20 protein-coding genes and 1 other annotated feature are annotated in these 17,161 nt (G+C 32.1%); of the genes, 13 read left to right on the top strand and 7 right to left on the bottom strand.

Annotated features, from left to right (window positions below):
* Window positions 1–121: 121 nt before the first annotated feature.
* From alaS to greA, 11 genes are all read left to right on the top strand, one after another.
* A complete protein-coding gene (alaS, locus tag B5G32_RS03495; protein ID WP_087935863.1) occupies window positions 122–2,731 on the top strand; it encodes an alanine--tRNA ligase in 2,610 nt (869 codons plus the stop codon).
* A 63-nt stretch (window positions 2,732–2,794) separates the two neighbouring features.
* Entirely contained in the window at window positions 2,795–3,052 is a 258-nt protein-coding gene (locus B5G32_RS03490; RefSeq protein ID WP_087243145.1) for an IreB family regulatory phosphoprotein, read from the top strand.
* Window positions 3,052–3,474 carry a Holliday junction resolvase RuvX gene (ruvX, locus tag B5G32_RS03485; RefSeq protein WP_087243146.1) on the top strand — a complete coding sequence of 141 codons (423 nt, stop codon included), beginning with the start codon at window positions 3,052–3,054 and terminating at the stop codon, window positions 3,472–3,474. Before B5G32_RS03490 ends, ruvX begins: the two co-directional genes overlap by 1 nt.
* Before the next feature lie 2 nt (window positions 3,475–3,476).
* A complete protein-coding gene (locus tag B5G32_RS03480; protein ID WP_087935862.1) occupies window positions 3,477–3,749 on the top strand; it encodes a DUF1292 domain-containing protein in 273 nt (90 codons plus the stop codon).
* Window positions 3,750–3,796: 47 nt separating this feature from the next.
* On the top strand, window positions 3,797–4,873 hold the full coding sequence (locus B5G32_RS03475) for a lactonase family protein (protein WP_087935861.1): 1,077 nt from the start codon (window positions 3,797–3,799) through the stop codon (window positions 4,871–4,873).
* 102 nt (window positions 4,874–4,975) lie between these two features.
* Entirely contained in the window at window positions 4,976–6,016 is a 1,041-nt protein-coding gene (mltG, locus tag B5G32_RS03470) for an endolytic transglycosylase MltG (RefSeq protein ID WP_087935860.1), read from the top strand.
* A 1-nt stretch (window position 6,017) separates the two neighbouring features.
* Window positions 6,018–6,617, top strand: coding sequence for an O-methyltransferase (locus B5G32_RS03465; RefSeq protein WP_087297167.1), 600 nt, complete (start codon window positions 6,018–6,020; stop codon window positions 6,615–6,617).
* Window positions 6,614–7,546, top strand: coding sequence for a peptidase U32 family protein (locus B5G32_RS03460; protein ID WP_087935859.1), 933 nt, complete (start codon window positions 6,614–6,616; stop codon window positions 7,544–7,546). Before B5G32_RS03465 ends, B5G32_RS03460 begins: the two co-directional genes overlap by 4 nt.
* Window positions 7,521–8,771: a peptidase U32 family protein gene (locus B5G32_RS03455; protein ID WP_087243152.1), complete on the top strand. Its 1,251-nt coding sequence runs from the start codon at window positions 7,521–7,523 to the stop codon at window positions 8,769–8,771. The genes B5G32_RS03460 and B5G32_RS03455 overlap by 26 nt, the downstream gene beginning before the upstream one ends.
* The gene (gene udk / locus B5G32_RS03450; protein WP_087935858.1) at window positions 8,768–9,394 is read left to right on the top strand and encodes a uridine kinase; all 627 of its coding nucleotides are present in this window, start codon (window positions 8,768–8,770) and stop codon (window positions 9,392–9,394) included. The genes B5G32_RS03455 and udk overlap by 4 nt, the downstream gene beginning before the upstream one ends.
* Window positions 9,395–9,467: 73 nt before the next feature.
* Window positions 9,468–9,953 carry a transcription elongation factor GreA gene (greA, locus tag B5G32_RS03445; protein WP_087297165.1) on the top strand — a complete coding sequence of 162 codons (486 nt, stop codon included), beginning with the start codon at window positions 9,468–9,470 and terminating at the stop codon, window positions 9,951–9,953.
* A 44-nt stretch (window positions 9,954–9,997) separates the two neighbouring features.
* Here greA and B5G32_RS03440 read toward each other — a convergent pair whose 3' ends face one another.
* On the bottom strand, window positions 9,998–10,318 hold the full coding sequence (locus tag B5G32_RS03440) for a PTS sugar transporter subunit IIB (RefSeq protein WP_087297164.1): 321 nt from the start codon (window positions 10,316–10,318) through the stop codon (window positions 9,998–10,000).
* 156 nt (window positions 10,319–10,474) lie between these two features.
* On the opposite strand from B5G32_RS03440, the gene B5G32_RS03435 reads away from it, so the two are divergent.
* Window positions 10,475–10,771, top strand: a complete 297-nt coding sequence (locus tag B5G32_RS03435; RefSeq protein ID WP_087935857.1) for a hypothetical protein — start codon at window positions 10,475–10,477, stop codon at window positions 10,769–10,771.
* A gap of 66 nt (window positions 10,772–10,837) precedes the next feature.
* Here the strand turns inward: B5G32_RS03435 and B5G32_RS03430 are convergent, their stop codons facing one another.
* Window positions 10,838–11,191 (bottom strand): DUF3792 domain-containing protein, encoded by a 354-nt coding sequence (locus tag B5G32_RS03430; protein ID WP_087935856.1) that lies wholly within the window; start codon window positions 11,189–11,191, stop codon window positions 10,838–10,840.
* A gap of 41 nt (window positions 11,192–11,232) precedes the next feature.
* Between B5G32_RS03430 and B5G32_RS03425 the strand changes: the two genes are divergently transcribed.
* Entirely contained in the window at window positions 11,233–11,877 is a 645-nt protein-coding gene (locus B5G32_RS03425; RefSeq protein ID WP_087243158.1) for a DUF421 domain-containing protein, read from the top strand.
* Here B5G32_RS03425 and B5G32_RS03420 read toward each other — a convergent pair.
* The 5 genes from B5G32_RS03420 to B5G32_RS03400 all read right to left on the bottom strand — a co-directional run bounded on the left by B5G32_RS03420 (window position 11,874) and on the right by B5G32_RS03400 (window position 17,077).
* Window positions 11,874–12,668 carry an ABC transporter ATP-binding protein gene (locus B5G32_RS03420; RefSeq protein WP_087243159.1) on the bottom strand — a complete coding sequence of 265 codons (795 nt, stop codon included), beginning with the start codon at window positions 12,666–12,668 and terminating at the stop codon, window positions 11,874–11,876. The two genes, B5G32_RS03425 and B5G32_RS03420, sit on opposite strands and share 4 nt — an antisense overlap.
* Complete coding sequence (locus tag B5G32_RS03415) at window positions 12,661–13,587, bottom strand: ABC transporter permease (protein WP_087243160.1); 927 nt, start codon at window positions 13,585–13,587, stop codon at window positions 12,661–12,663. Before B5G32_RS03415 ends, B5G32_RS03420 begins: the two co-directional genes overlap by 8 nt.
* Window positions 13,588–13,589: 2 nt before the next feature.
* Window positions 13,590–14,567 carry an ABC transporter substrate-binding protein gene (locus B5G32_RS03410; protein ID WP_206080662.1) on the bottom strand — a complete coding sequence of 326 codons (978 nt, stop codon included), beginning with the start codon at window positions 14,565–14,567 and terminating at the stop codon, window positions 13,590–13,592.
* A 48-nt stretch (window positions 14,568–14,615) separates the two neighbouring features.
* Window positions 14,616–14,838, bottom strand: a binding site (T-box leader).
* 127 nt (window positions 14,839–14,965) lie between these two features.
* The gene (locus B5G32_RS03405) at window positions 14,966–15,754 is read right to left on the bottom strand and encodes a ZIP family metal transporter (RefSeq protein ID WP_087243161.1); all 789 of its coding nucleotides are present in this window, start codon (window positions 15,752–15,754) and stop codon (window positions 14,966–14,968) included.
* A 69-nt stretch (window positions 15,755–15,823) separates the two neighbouring features.
* Window positions 15,824–17,077 (bottom strand): hypothetical protein, encoded by a 1,254-nt coding sequence (locus B5G32_RS03400; protein WP_087297159.1) that lies wholly within the window; start codon window positions 17,075–17,077, stop codon window positions 15,824–15,826.
* Window positions 17,078–17,161 lie beyond the last annotated feature (84 nt).

Here is a 17,161-nt window from a genome sequence, read left to right as displayed (position 1 = left end):
ATATTTCAATTTTACATATAAACCTAAACGTCATCAACTACGTATTAATAAAGTTGATAGAAAGGAGAAGGTATATTTTAATGACTGATAAATGAGTCAATTATAATATACCAGGAAAATCATGAAACAATTAACAGGTAATCAGGTCAGACAAATGTTTTTGGATTTTTTCAAATCAAAAGGACATATGATTGAACCTGGAGCATCATTAATCCCACATAATGATCCAACATTATTATGGATCAATGCAGGGGTTGCAGCATTAAAAAAATATTTTGATGGAACTGAAAAGCCAGCATGTAATCGTATTGCGAATGCACAAAAATCAATTCGTACAAATGATATTGAAAATGTTGGGAAAACAGCAAGACACCATACTTTCTTTGAAATGTTAGGAAACTTCTCAATTGGAGATTACTTTAAGGCAGAAGCTATTCCTTTTGCATGGGAGTTTTTAACAAGTCCTGAATGGATTGGTTTTGATAAGGATAAACTTTATATCAGTGTTTATACTGATGATGAAGAAGCTTATCGTATCTGGACAGAAGTTTGTCATGTTGATCCTAGTCATATTTTAAAAACAGATGATAATTTCTGGGAAATTGGTGAAGGTCCAGGGGGACCAGATTCAGAAATTTTCTATGATCGTGGAGAAAAATATGATCCAGAAGGATTAGGAGAAAAATTATTCTTTGATGAAATGGAAAATGATCGTTACATTGAAGTATGGAATGTTGTCTTTTCACAATATGACTGCAATCCAGCTATTGATCGTAAAGAATATAAAGAATTACCACAAAAAAATATTGATACAGGAATGGGATTAGAAAGATTAGTCAGCATTATTCAAGAAGGAGAAACAAACTTTGATACTGATTTATTCTTACCTATTATCCATGCGACTGAAAAGCTTGCAAAGGTTCCATATCAAGAAAATAAAATGGCTTATCGTGTGATTGCCGATCATATTCGTACTGTGACTTTTGCATTAAGCGATGGTGCATTATTTGATAATGCTGGACGTGGTTATGTTTTAAGAAGAATTTTAAGACGTGCAGTACGTTATGGTAAAAAGATTGGTATTGATCATTCATTTATGTATGAACTTGTTGGTGTGGTTGCGGATATCATGAAAGATTTCTATGATTATCTACCTGCTAAAGTGGAATATGTAAGTGGTTTAGTTAAAAAAGAAGAAGAAGCTTTTCATAAGACATTATCTAATGGAGAAAAACTATTAAATCAAATGTTAGAAAAAAGCCAAAATCATTTATTAAATGGTCAAGATGCTTTTAAATTATATGATACATATGGTTTCCCATTAGAATTAACTGTGGAAATTGCTGAAGAGTCTGGTTTTGAAGTGGATGAAGAAGGTTTCAAAGCAGAAATGAAAGCACAACAGGAACGTGCACGTAATGCTCGTGGTGATTTAGAATCTATGTCATCACAAAAACCTGATTTAATGGCGTTTGATGCCCCATCTACATTTATTTATAATCCAACACCAATTCAGGCGAAAGTCATTGCGACATTCCAAGAGGGTGTGAAATGTGATGTGATTGATAGCCAAGGTGAAATCATTTTAGATCAGACAACTTTCTATGCTGAAATGGGTGGACAATGTGCTGATACAGGAATGATGTCTAATGATTCTACAGAAATTGAAGTTAAAGATGTTCATAAAGCACCTCATCAACAACATTTACACATAGTTAACGTTAAAAAAGGTGCAATTCGTGTGGGAGATGTATTAACTCTTTATGTTGATACAAGAAAACGTGCATTTATTACTCATAATCATACAGCAACACATCTTTTACAAAAAGCTTTAAAGAATGTATTAGGAGAACATGTTTCACAGGCTGGATCATATGTAGATGATCAAAGATTACGTTTTGACTTTACTCATCCTCAAAAAATGACTTTAGAACAATTACAGCAAGTTGAAGATCAGGTGAATGAACAAATCTTCAATGGATTGAATGTTGATATTCAGTTAATGAGTAAAGATGATGCAATGCAATCAGACGCTATGGCTTTATTTGATGAAAAATATGGTGATGAAGTGCGTGTTGTCAGCGTTGGTGATTATTCTAAGGAATTATGTGGTGGATGCCATGTTTCTAATAGTATTGAAATTGGAATCTTTAAAATTGTCAGTGAAGAAAGTGTAGGTTCTGGTGTAAGACGTATTGAAGCTGTTACATCATTACAGGCTTATCAGGCATTTAAAAATAGTGAAACACTTTTAAATCAAGTTCAAGACTTATTAAAGATTAAAAATAAGAATGAAACAATTGAAAAAGTTACACATTTCATTGAAGAAACTAATGAAATCAAAAAAGAAAGAGATCAATATTTAGATCAGATCAATGCTTTATCTGCAAAGGAACAATCTAAAAATATTGTTGATTTAAATGGTGTACAATTCTTATATGTTCAAGAATCTAAAGAAGTTGCTTTAGCTAAACAAATGGCTTTTGACCTTCGTGATCAGTTACAGCATGGTTTTGTGATTATGGTCAATGAATATGAAGGTAAGATATCTTATTTTGTAGGATTAACAAAATCTATGGTTCAAGCTGGATATAAAGCAGGAGAGATGATCAAGACAATCAATCAGGTGACTGCTGGTCGTGGTGGTGGAAAACCAGACTTTGCTCAAGGAGGATGTGCTGATCGCTCACATATGGATGAAGCTATCGCACAAATCAAAGCGCAATTCTAAGTTTTACTAGCAATTTGCAATGATTTAGTGTAATATAGATTATATAGATGGGAGGTCGTATAAATGGGAAAAGATTTTACTCAAACACGTCTATTTAATTCTGAAGAAATTAAAAGAGAAGTTATCCATTCTCATTTAATGACAGTTGCTAATGCTTTAGATGAAAGAGGATATAATGCAGTTCATCAAATTGCAGGATACTTGATTTCTAATGATCCTGCATATATTTCAAGTCATAAAGGGGCTCGTTCAATTATTCAACAGATTGATCGTGATGAAATTATTGAAGAACTTGTTAAATTTTATTTGGAGTCTAAATAGTGGAAAAAATATTAGGATTAGATTTAGGTTCGAGAACTTGCGGCATTGCGATGAGTGATGCTCTTGGTATGCTTGCCCATGGTGTAGAAACCTATCGTTTTGAAGAAAATAACTATAAGGATGCTGCCAAACATATTCAACAGATTGTTGAAGAACATCATATTCATACAATTGTGCTTGGTCTACCCAAACATATGAATGGGGATTTAGGGGAAAGAGCACAAATTTCAATGGCTTTTAAACAGAGGCTGGAAAAGATGATGGATGTCGAGGTTGTTTTGGTTGATGAAAGATTAACAACTGTTATGGCACAGAATCAATTGATTTTTGCTGATGTTTCACGCAAAAAAAGAAAAAAAGTTATTGATAAAATGGCAGCTGTACAAATTTTACAAGGATACTTAGATGGTCAAAGGAGATAGTCATGGACGTTAATAAAATACAAGTCATTGATGATGACGGTAATGAATTAGAATTTGATGTACTCTTTACTTTTGATAGTGAAGATACAGGAAAAAAATATGTTTTATATTATGATGCAAATGATGAGGATGCTCAAGTCTATTCATCTATTTATGATGATGAAGGGAATTTATATCCAATTGAAACACCTGATGAATGGGATATGATTGAAGAAGTCTTCAATAGCTTTATGGCTGAAGATGAAGAAGATGAGAACTCTCAAGACATGGATTAGTATCAGGAGGTAACGAAAGTTACCTTTCTTTATTAAGGAGGATAAAAATGGGATTGTTTTTTAAGAAACGAAAAGTAAAGCCAATTTTTGTAGGAAGTTATGGTAATGATTTAACTAGAGGAATTTATGTTTTTCATATAGATATTGATAATGGTGAGATTTTAAAAAAGAAATTTTATAAATCATTAGCGAATCCAATAGCCATTTCTAAACGTGAACGTTTTATCTATGTATGTTATAAAAATAATACAGGGAGACCAACTGATGGTGGTTTATGGCAATATGCTTCAATGGATCTACAATTTGGTTTGGCTGGTAAATCAACAGATCATGGAAAGACATATGTAGACAGTTATGTTAATGAAGATCGTACATGTGCCTATGCTGTGGATTACTACAACAGTGAAGTTGTTGTGATTCCAATATTGAAACAAAAAATTGTCAAAGTTGTACAAACAATTAAACATCAGGGAAGTAGCGTAGATGAGAAACGTCAAAATGAAGCCCATCCTTGTTTTATTGATGCTACACCTGATCAAAAATGGATAGTTGTTTGTGATTTAGGAACAGATGAAATTGTTCTTTATGATATTGGTGAAAAAGGAAGACTTCAGCGTAATGATGAATTAACATTTAAAGTGAAACCTGGTTCAGGACCAAAGAAAATTATTTTTTCACCAGATGGACAATTTGCATATGTTCTGAGTGAATTAACAAGTGAAATTCATGTTTATCGTTATGAAGATGGCGTATTTACTTTTGTTCAGACAGTCAAGACTTACCCAACAGATGAATATATTGGTCAAAATACTGCTGGTGATATTCTCATTAATGAAAAAGGTGATTACTTATTTGTATCAAACTGTGGACATGACTCTGTGACAACTTTTGAAGTGGATCTGGCTACAGGAATGTTGACAGCTGTAGATAACACTGATACAGATGAAAAACCTGTAAGTATGATTCTTGTGATTGATAAATATATTGTTGTGGCTTCTCAAAAAGGTGGTTCAATTGAATCGTTTGAAGTCAGACGTGGTGAATCAAAAGGTGTTCTTTTTGAAACACATTTTAGTTATATGGTGAGTGAGCCTGTTTGCTTAATTGAAGGAAGAGGTGTATAAGAGCATTTTATGCTCTTTTTTTATCTATGATGATAAAAAAAGAAGGAAAGTTGATAAATCCTGTCAAATAACCTATAATAAATAAATGATGGAGGATATTTTATGAAGAATAAAAAAATCATTTATATTGTTGGTGGCATCATTATTGCTTGTATGATTGGTATAATTGTTTTCTATAATTGGGGTATTTCTGCATCTTCATCAAAAGATGAAGAAGTGATTGTAACCATTGAACAAGGTTCAACAGCTTCAGAGATGCTTAATACTTTAGAAGATGCTGGACTTGTGAACAATAAATTATGTGGTCAGATTTTTCTCAAATTAAATCACTATAATCGTTTACAGGCCAATACATATGTACTCAATAAAAATATGTCATTATCTGAGATTTTCTCTATTATTGAAAATCCAGACTTTAAGTATATATTGTCGTCTAAATTGACAATTAAGGAAGGAACAACGATTCCAGAAGTTGCTGAAAGTTTTGCTGAAATTTTAAATATATCTGCTGATGAAGTGATTAAGCAGTGGGATGATCAGGAATATTTACAGTCATTAATTGAAGAATACTGGTTTTTAGATGAAAGTATTTTAGATAAAGATATTTTATATCCATTGGAAGGTTATCTCTATCCTGAAACTTATTATATTACAGAACAGGAACCTGATTTAAAAAGTATGACAAAACTCGCATTAGATATGATGGATGAGCGTTTATCTGAATATAAGGATGATATTGAAAAATTAGGTTGGACACCACATCAGTTTTTAACATTTGCTTCTATTGTAGAAAGAGAATCATTATTTGATGAAGATCGTCCTAAAATTGCAGGTGTTTTTATCAATCGTTTAAATAAAGATATGTTATTACAAAGTGACATTACAGTGAATTATGCATGGCAAAGAACTGGAGTTGATGTGAGTGTTTCACATACACAAATTGACTCTCGATATAATACATATAAATATACTGGATTACCAGTAGGACCTATTAGTACAATCTCTAAAGTCACAATAGAAGCATGTATTCAATATGAACATCATGATTACTATTACTTCTTTGCAAAAGAAGATGGTACAGTGATTTATAGTCGTACTTATAAGGAGCACCAGAAAATAGTAGAGGAGAATAGATGGTATTAATATGATGACATTAGAAGAATTAGAACAGGATGCATTAAAAAGAAATATACCAGTTATGCAAAAAGAGGGAATCCTCTTTTTGATTGAACAACTTCAAGAAAGAAAAGCAACATCATGTCTGGAAATAGGTTCTGCTATTGGTTATTCAGCGATGATGATGACAACACATGTTGAACATTTATGTGTAGAAACCATTGAACTTGATGAACAGCGTTATTTAGAAGCTGTAAGGCATATTCATGAACATGGATTAGAAAAAAGAATTATAATTCATCATGATGATGCTTTAACTTTTCAAACAGATAAACTTCAATTCGCTCCTTATGATTGTTTGTTTATTGATGCTGCTAAGGCTCAGTATCAGAAGTTTTTTGAAAAATATGTTCCTTTTGTGAAAAAAAATGGAATCATTATTGTTGATAATTTAGATTTTCATGGTATGATTTTTGATATTGATCATATTAAAAATCGTAATACACGACAGTTAGTTAAAAAAATCAAAAGATTCAAGGACTGGATTTTTCAACATGATGCATATGATGTTGAATATTATGCAGTTGGTGATGGAATCTGTGTAATTCGAAGAAAGGATGAACAATGAAATTAATAATATCACTCAATCGTAAAGAAAGACTTTATGACTATGTATCTATGGGTATTGATTGCTTTATATTAGGTGGCCAATATTCTTTCTATGCTCCCTCTTATTTTTCATTAGATGATATATCTCAAATGGTGAAACAATACCCACAGTGCTCATTTTATGTGGCAGTGAATGCTTTATATGATGAACATGAAATTGAAGCAGTTGAAGCTTATATAGATGCTTTATCAAAGATGGCAATACATGGCATTTTATTTCAAGATTTTGGTGTTTTACAGATTGTGAAAAATAAGGGATATCACTTTGATATGATGTATGCACCAGAAACATTAAATACCAATGCTATGACATTAAATGTCTTAAAGCAACAAGGTGTGACAAGTGCTCAATTGGCACGTGTCATTCCATTAGAAGAGCAGTTATCAATTCATCAGCAAGTTCACATGCCATTGATGCTACAAGTTCATGGTATAGAATATATTGCAGCGAGTAAACGTGCTTTATTGACAAATTATCAGGAAGCATCAGGATTGGCTTTTGATCATAAGAGTCAGACACGTTTAACTATTCAACCACGAAATTCAGATTATGTTTTTCATATTTATGAAAATGAAAGAGGAACACATATTTTTTCAAAGACAAGATTATATATGTTAGATTTATTGAATCAAATTCAAAGTTTTGAATATTTATACATTGAAACTCTGATGATGAGTGATGAAGAGGCTATTGAAGTTGCTTCGTTATATAGTGATGCTTTAAAGAGCTTTGAAAAACAGACTTATGATAGAGATGTCAAAGCTTATATGCAACTTCTTTATCAGTTAAAAACACCTATTGATCGTGGCTTTTTATTTGACCAGACAGTTTATAAATTAGAAGATGTAAGGAAGATGGATCATGAGAAAAATCAGTCAAATCATTAATGGAAAAAGAAAAATTATAAAAAAGCCAGAGTTGCTTGCGCCAGCAGGAAACTTAGAAAAATTAAAGGTGGCTATTATGTATGGGGCTGATGCTGTATTTGTAGGTGGAAAAGAATTTTCGTTACGTTCTCAGGCTTCAAACTTTTCGTTAGAAGATATTCAAGAAGGTGTAGAATTTGCGAAAAAGTATGGAGCGCATATTCATGTCACTTGTAATATTATTTTACATCAGGATAATTTAGAGGGATTAAAAGATTATTTAAAAAAATTAGATGAGATAGGGGTAACAGCTATTATTGTGGCAGACCCATATATCATGAAAATAGCTAAAGATATGAAACTTGGTTTGGAAGTTCATGTGTCTACACAGCTTTCGACTTTAAATAGTCAGGCGATTTCTTTTTATCAGAATATGGGAATGGATCGTGTTGTCTTAGGGCGTGAAGTGACGTATGATGATTTAAAACGTATTATGGATAAAGTTGATGTGGATATCGAATATTTTATTCATGGAGCCATGTGTATCCATTATTCAGGAAGATGTATGCTTTCTAATTATTTAAGTCGACGAGATGCCAATCGTGGCGGTTGCTCACAGTCTTGTCGCTGGTATTATGACTTGTATCAGGATGGTGAATTGGTTAATCAGGAAAATGATATGCCATTTAGTATGTCCAGCAAAGATATGTCACTTGTTGCACATATTGGAGAGCTTATTGAGCTGGGAGTAGATTCATTTAAGATTGAAGGAAGAATGAAATCAGTTCATTATATTGCGACAGTCGTATCGACTTACCGTAAATTAATAGATACCTATTGTGAAGATCCTGATCATTTCCAACAAAGTGATTATTTTGAAAAAGAATTGTTGAAAGCAGCCAATCGTGCTTTCTGTCATGGTTTTTATTATGAACATCCTACTGTCAATGAACAGTTGTTTAATATGCGTGATGAACATCCAACACAGGAATTTGTTATGCGTATTGTAGATTATGATAAAGAAACAAAGCTGGCTAAGATTGAACAGAGAAACTATTTTAAAATCGGTGATCAGATTGAAGTTTTCTCACCTCATCATGATAATCTTTGCTTTACTGTCAAAAAACTTTATAATGAAGATATGGAAGAGATTGATGTAGCTAATCATCCAATGGAAATTCTTTATGTAGAAATACCTTATCAGGTTTTAAGCAATGATATGGGAAGAAAGGTGAGAAATGTATGAGAGAGCAAGCCGTTATTATTGGAATAGCAGGAGGAAGTGCATCGGGGAAGACGTCTATCGCAAAGCAACTTTATGATTATTTTAAAGGACATCACAAAGTTAAAATTATCAGACAAGATGACTATTATAAAGATCAGAGTCATCTCACTTTTGAACAACGTGTAAAAACAAATTATGATCATCCATTGGCTTTTGATACAGATTTATTAGTCATGCATTTAAAGAAGTTGAAGAATAAAGAACGTATAGAAAAACCAACATATGATTATACTTTACATACACGTAGTCAAGTCACAGAAGTGATTGAAGGTCGCGATGTTATTATTTTGGAAGGAATCTTTGTTTTGGCTGAATCGACTGTAAGAGAGCTTTGTGATATTTTGGTTTATGTAGATACTGATAGTGATATTCGCTTTATTCGACGTTTAAGACGTGATATTGAAGAAAGAGGAAGAAGTTTGGACTCAGTATGTCAACAGTATTTAAAGACTGTTAGACCAATGCATGAACAGTTTATAGAGCCATCTAAAAAATATGCACATATTATCATTCCAGAGGGTGGAAGTAATCATGTTGCTGTTGATTTATTGATGACAAAGATTAAAAGTATTGTCGATGAATAATGAAAATTTACATGAGAAATGCTAGTATTTTCAAGGTATTTATGTTATAGTATAGTCTGCGAGGTGAATAGATATGGATCATGATGCAGTTTTATTAACCCAAAGTGGGGTTGAAAAATTAAAACAGGAAAAAGAACAATTAATTAATGTTGAAAGACCAAAAGTTATTGAAGAGTTGCAATTAGCACGTTCTCAAGGTGACTTGTCAGAAAATGCTGATTATGATGCAGCTAGAGATAAACAGGCACATATTGAAGCGAGAATCAAAGAAATTGATCAAATGTTACTACATGTGCAAATTATTGATGAATCACAATTAGATAGCACAGTTGCGAAACCTGGTGCTACTGTTACAATTTTAGATTTATCTGAAGCAGATGCTCAAGAAGAAACTTTTACAATTGTTGGGACATTTGAAACAGATCCATTAAATGGTAAAATTTCAAATGAATCACCTCTAGCAAAAGCTATTCTTGATCATGGTATCAATGAAATTGTTTCAGTCGGGGTGGCTGAACCATATGAAGTCAAAATTTTAAAGATTGAATATATGGCTTAGATGATGTACTGACATCATCTTTTTTTTTCAATAAAAAAAGATGGTTATCCCATCTCATCCGATTTATTTTGTTCAATCATTGCCATAGCATTTTGGAATACGTTTTTACCATTCATTGTTCCATAATCACGCATAGAAATATCCATAACTGGTATATCTGGTAAAGCTTTTTGTAATTGTTTTTTAATATATTTCACTTGTGGAGCTAATAAAATGATATTGGCATCTGTAGCCTGATGAACATCATGAACTCCAACAGCTCTTATATCAACACGAATTCCTTGGTAATCCGCTTCTCTTTTCATTTTTTCTACCAATAAGCTTGTTGACATGGCAGCTGCACAGCATAAGACAATATGTATCATTGACAACCCCTCACTTTCAATTTTTCATATTTCTTTCTTATATTATAAGGGAATTTAATAAAAAATCCAATAATTTTATAGTGAAACGTTTGTATGTTTGTTATTTTTATGAAAATAGTATATAATAATTATGGCAAAGAAGTAGGTGGTGATCATATGCAAGAAAGTCGTCAATTTAATCGAACAGTGTTAACATTGTGGGTTGTCTTTTTAATCATTGTTGTTGTTATCAACGGCATCTATGCTTTTATTCTTCCTATGAGTACACTGGAACTTTATTTGGGACCATTAAATTTCTTTAATATTGCGGCAGCAACATTGTTTGTAGGAGTATTAGAAGATTCTATGGTTAATGATTTAAAGAAAAATACAGCGTTGGCTTGTTTAGTCCGTATACCTTATGTCATATTAATAGTAGTAGCAGTATTCTTTTCATGCTTATTATTATTTTAAAAAGGAACTGTCCTGAAGTGAATCTTTATGATTGAATTTGGATTCATTTCAGATAAGTTCCTTTTTTTATGCAATCGTACGTGTTTTGATTTCTTTAAAAAAGCCAATCAATAAAAATATGCATGACTTGAAAATCAAATGAACATATTGAATATCATCAAGATGAAGGCATAAGCTTATTAAAAAATACAAGAGAGAAAAGAATAAACAGTGTTTCATGCGATGATCAGGTAAATGTGATGTCAAATATAACGCTGCAATAATAAGTGTCATATAAGCGAATACTTGCAGAATGATTTGAATAAATAAATGATTGATTTGCATGAAATAAGATAAAACGGAAAGAATAAGAGAGATAAGTATAAAAGGAATGAGAAAAATTAAACATGTATAAATATAAGTACGTAGTGTTTGTTTCATGGTTTCCTCCTAATATACTGTATGCAAAGGAGTTTTCTTTTATGAAATATATAGAAATCTTTATAGAAAGTTTTGGAACGTATATTTTACTTGTCTTGATGATTCGTTTTTTAGGTAAAAAAGAAATGAGTAAACTCAGTGTTTCAGATTTAATTGTATTTTTAATTATTAGTGAATTGATGACAATATCAATTGGGAATGAAAATGTTAACTTTTTACAGGCAGCACTTGCAGTTTTAGTCATTGTTTTTATGGATAAGCTATTTACGCTGATTTCATTAAAGAGTCCATTTTTTAAAAAGATGGTAGAAGGACATCCAACCTTTATTGTCTTTCAAGGAAAACTGAATCAAAAGAAAATGGCTTCATTAAAATATAGTGTTGATGATCTTTGTCATCATTTAAGAGAGCAGGGGATTGGCTCTTTATCAGAAGTTGACTTTGCAGTGTTAGAAACAGATGGTCAGTTATCTGTGATTGAAACGAAAAACAGTGAAGTGAAAGCACCAGCAGCCATTATTAGTGATGGTCAAATTAATTATGAAATCTTGCAGTTAATGAATCGTGATGAAAATTGGTTGATTAAAAAGTTGAAAGAAGCTGGAATTCATGATTATCATGAGGTTTTTTATTGTGTTGTGGAAAAAGAACGTTTATTTGTCATTAAAAAAAGGCTAGATAACTAGCCTAATAACATTCTATCATTGACAAATTCTTCACCAATGGCTTCTTCAAATTTCTTAAGTAAATCATTCACAGTTAATTGTTTTTTCTCTTCACCTTGAACATCATAAATAATACGACCATCATACATCATAATGAGACGATTTCCAATATCTATGGCATCTTTCATATTATGTGTAACCATCATGGCAGTTAAATGTTGCTCAGTCACGATCTGCTTTGTCAGAGTTAAAACTTTTGTACTGGTAGCAGGATCTAATGCTGCTGTATGCTCATCCAGTAATAACAGCTTAGGTTTATTGAGCGTAGCCATTAAAAGTGTTAAGGCTTGACGCTGTCCACCTGATAATAAGCCAACTTTCGTTGTTAAACGGTCTTCTAAGCCTAGCCCTAAGGCTTTGACAATTTCATAGTATTCTTCTTTTTCTTTTTTTGTTACACCCCAGTGTAAACTACGTTTTTGACCACGACGTGCAGCCATCGCCAGATTTTCAATAATTTGCATATCAGAAGCCGTCCCCATCATAGGATCTTGAAAAACACGCCCAATGAATTTGGCACGCTGATATTCAGGCGATAAAGATATATCTTGACCATCTAAAGTCATGATTCCACAATCAATAGGATAAACCCCAGCAATAAGGTTTAAAAGGGTACTTTTCCCAGCACCATTGCCACCTATCACAGTCACAAAATCTCCCTGTTTGAGTTCTAAATCTAGTTTGTTAATGACACATTTTTCATTTGGAGTTCCAACATGGAAAGATTTAGAAACTTTTTCTAATTTAAGCATGATTTTCAAATTCCTTTCCTGTTAATTTCTTATACATTGTTAAACGTTTCTTTTTATCAATAATGACAGGAACAGTCAGTGCAATGGCAACAATCAAAGCAGTTAAAAGCTTTAAATCATCTGTATTTAATCCCATCTGTAAAACAATTGCTACAATCATACGATAGATAATAGAACCCACAACAATAGATGTTAAACGTAATTTAAAACCAGCTTTTTTACCAAAAATCACTTCACCAATGACAATGGAAGCCAAACCAATGACAATGGCACCTGTTCCCATTTTGACATCAGCTACACTTTGTTGTTGAGTGACCAAAGCACCACTCATAGCGACAAGTCCATTACTTAACATTAAACCAAAAAGTTTCATCGTATCAGTATTGACACCATTGGCTCTCACCATATTTTCATTATTTCCAGTTGCTCTTAAACATGAACCAAATTCGGTTCCTAAAAACCAGTAAATACCAGCCACCACAATGAAACTAAAGACAAGACCGATACAGATTGTAATCCATTGTGATGTTAATGGAATGACATTAGCTAAATCTTTAAAAAGAGTCGAAGACTGTAATAATGGAATATTACTTTTTCCCATGATTCTTAAATTAATAGAATAGAGTGCAAGCTGTGTTAATATCCCAGCTAAAATGGCAGGCATTTGACATTTGGTATGCAAAAATCCTGTTATAAATCCTGCTAAAAAACCAGCCAGTGTTGCTAAAATGATGGCAACTAAGGGATGTACACCAGCGATCAGTGCAACAGCACAAACGGCTCCTCCGGTCGCAAAACTGCCATCAACTGACAAATCTGCAATATCTAAAATGCGAAAAGTTAAATAAATGCCTAGAGCCATAATTCCCCATAAAATACCTTGACCAATGGCTCCCTGTAAAGATAATAATATCGCCATAATTATTCTCCAATCATAGTTGCATTCAGCTCAGTAGGAATATCAATACCTAATTGAGTAGCTACTTTTTGATTAATAAAATATTGACAGTCTTTTCCTTCAACAAAAGTGACAGGTGTTTCTTCTACTTGAGCTTCACCATTAAGAATAGCTAAAGCCTGTTTTCCAGCATTTTGACCAACAGTATAGTAATCTAAACTCAAAGTTGCAAGACCACCATTTTCACACATACTTTCTTCACCAACGATCACTGGCAGATTGTTTTCATTTGTTACTTGTGCAACAGTTGCCATATTAGAAGCAAGAAGATTGTCAGTTGGAATATAAACAGCATCATAATGACCAATCATAGATTGTGCAACCTGTTGAATAGCACTCGAATCATTAGATACTGTCACTTCACTGGCTTCTAGTCCTAAATCTTTTGCAGCCTGTAAAGCAATTTCTCCTTGATATACTGAGTTTGCTTCATCGCTACAATAGAAAATTGCGATTTTCTTAGCATCAGGAATCAATGTCTTTAAGAGTTCTAATTGTTCCTTGATTGGATTTAAATCACTAGCTCCAGTGACATTTGTTTCTGGTTTTTCATTGGATTTGACAACGCCAGCTGTTTCAAAATCAGTAACAGCAGCTCCTACAATAGGAATATCAGTTGTTTTATTAGCTGCAGCCTGTAAGGCATCAGTTGCGATAGCATAAATCAAGTCATCACCATCATTGACAAATTTTTCAGCAATTGTCTGGCAGTTGGAAGGATCACCACTGGCATTTTGAAAATCAATGTTTTCTTCTTTGACACCAGCTTCGATTAAAGTATCTTTAAATCCTTCATATGCTTTATCTAATGCAGGATGTTGTGCAAACTGTATAGCCCCAATCTTGACTTCAGATAATTCTTTTGTTCCAGTTGTTTCACTGGCACATCCTGTTAAAAGCAACCCCATTGTCAATAATAATACAGATAGTTTTTTGATCATATTTTATTCCTCCTCATTTTTAAGATTATAAAACAAAAAAACCCGTCCCAAGAGGGCGAGTGAACGCGGTACCACCTCAATTTATTATAATCTCACAATTATAACCTTTATAAGTTGAATAACTTTACATAAATAACGTTATGTCCCCGATTACCCCTTATCAAAGTAATAGCTCCGTGGTGTATTCAAAATTTCTTTTCGTATGATTCGCACCAGCCATCATATCTCTTATGTCACAGAAATTTTTACTTCGTCACATCATTGCTTTTTGTTTTATATATCACTTATCATAAATAAATGAAAATTGTTTGTCAATCATTTTTTTAAAAATAAAATAAAAATAAGTATTTAACGAATTATTTTTATAAAATTTGTTAAAATAGTAAAAAATAGAGCGATTAAGATAACATCATATCTAAAATCATCATCACTGCAAAGCCAATCATGCAAGACAGCGCACCTATATCAATCTGATGTTGGCAACAGGCTTCTGGGATCATATCTTCCACACAGACAAACAGCATAGCACCAGCTGCAAAACTTAAGGCAAATGGAAGAATATTTTGAATCAAAGAAGCAAAGATATATCCAAGGATGGCTGAAGGAATTTCAATAATCCCTGAAAATTGTCCGTACATCATAGATATGAATTTACTTTTTCCATATTGATGCATAGGGAGTGCAATGGCAGTCCCTTCAGGAAAATTCTGAATACCTATTCCAATAGAAAGAACCAATGCTGGAATAAACTGTTGATGCGCACTGGCAAAAGCGACGCCAACAGCCAAGCCTTCAGGAATATTGTGCAATGTCATAGCAAGCATTAATAATTGATTCTTAGAAAAACGTGATTGAACACCTTCTATTTCACCTGATATCATATGTTTATGTGGCAAGAAATGATCACATAAAGCTAAAAATGCAACACCACATAAAAAACCAAATGGAATAATCATAAGATACCATTTATTCATATTTTCTAAAAGGTTCATTGCAGGTAAAATTAAGGAAAAAAATGAAGCAGCAATCATAATACCCGCACTGCTTCCTAAAGCAATAGAGACCAGATGTTTATTTTCTTTATTTGTGAAATAAACCAAAGAAGCACCTAAAAAGGTAGAAAACCAATTAAAAATAATAGCTCCGATAAAAATAAGAACAGGCATTTCTTGTAATATTGATAACACATTTTCACCTCATTATAGAGTATGAAAAAGACAGTTTTGTGTGACAAAAAAAGCTATGCAGGGCATAGCTTAGTATTGGATGTCTTCATATAAAGTTTTAATTAAAATGGCTTTTGAAGATGGTTGTTGTTTTTTGAAATCAAATGTTTTCATTAAGCTATATTCAACAACATCATATTTTTCAACCATTTCATCATAAATATAATCAGATTGTCTAAAGAATAAATGATCATCACTATCATTATCTTGATCGATACTACCAAATTCTTTATCTTTGTTGTAATAAACAACTTTTCCTTCAAAACGATCAATATATTCATCAAGATGTTCCATTAACTGATTATATAAGCGATCATATAAAGAGCTGCTATCCGTATCTTGATATTGTTCAGAAATTGAATTTTGAGAAACATCTTTTTGATTTTCAGCTTTAAGCTGATAAACAAAAGCATTTGCTAAATCAATTACTTCCTGATTTTGACCAGTTTTCACCATATCTAAAATCATTTCATATAATCCCAATTCATCAAGATTATATCCAGCTTTAAAGAATTTATAAACAAGATTTGTATAAGCTTCTTTCACTTTACCAGTATTCATATATAAATCATAAAGCACTTGGAATGAATCAACGTTTGGAATCTTGTTTCCTAATGATAAGAATTCATTTTCAGCTTCTTCATATCTTTTTAAATGTACAAGTGAAGATGCACGATAGTATTTAACCCAATTTAAATTGTTATAATGCCATTTAATAGGTTGTGTAAAAGCCATGTTTGCATATTCTACACAAGATTTATAATCTTCCATTTCATAAGAACATCTCACTTTTAAACGATACCATTTTTCTTTCTTTGATTCATATTCTTTACCTGCACTATTAACAAAAGGCTCAATGCTAAGTGTCTGAACATCAAGTTTATCTAAAAGTTCAGATAATTTTTGATAACGAACAGGTTTTTGATTCATGACATACTTCATAGCTTTATTGATTGTCGCTTCTAAAGGAGAATATTTTTCTTGTTTACATAAGTTTGTGATTTCATCAACAATAGAGAAAAATAAATCTTCTTTTTCTTTGATTTTATCGTCATCAATATTAATGTATTTATTATAAAGTGCATAACCATAATGATTAATAAAACCACTTAATCCTTCTCCAACTTGCAAGAAAGTCTTACCTACTTCAATTGCATCATCAGTACGACCTTGATTTTTCAATTCTTTTACATAATCCATAGCTTGAAAATCATTAAATGAGCTTGGATCTTCTTCAAAACGTTTATCATAATTTGTTAAATCTTTTGGTTCACGTTTTTCCACGATTCATCACCTCGATTATTATTATATCAATTTCATAACTTCTTGTGAAGAATAAAGATTTATTTTTCAAAATCAATCATAAAA

The sequence above is a fragment of the Massilimicrobiota sp. An80 genome (assembly GCF_002159255.1).
Classification (GTDB): domain Bacteria; phylum Bacillota_I; class Bacilli_A; order Erysipelotrichales; family Coprobacillaceae; genus Allocoprobacillus; species Allocoprobacillus merdigallinarum.
Note: the sequence above shows the minus strand (reverse complement) of the source record. Positions and strands in the feature narration are given on the sequence as shown.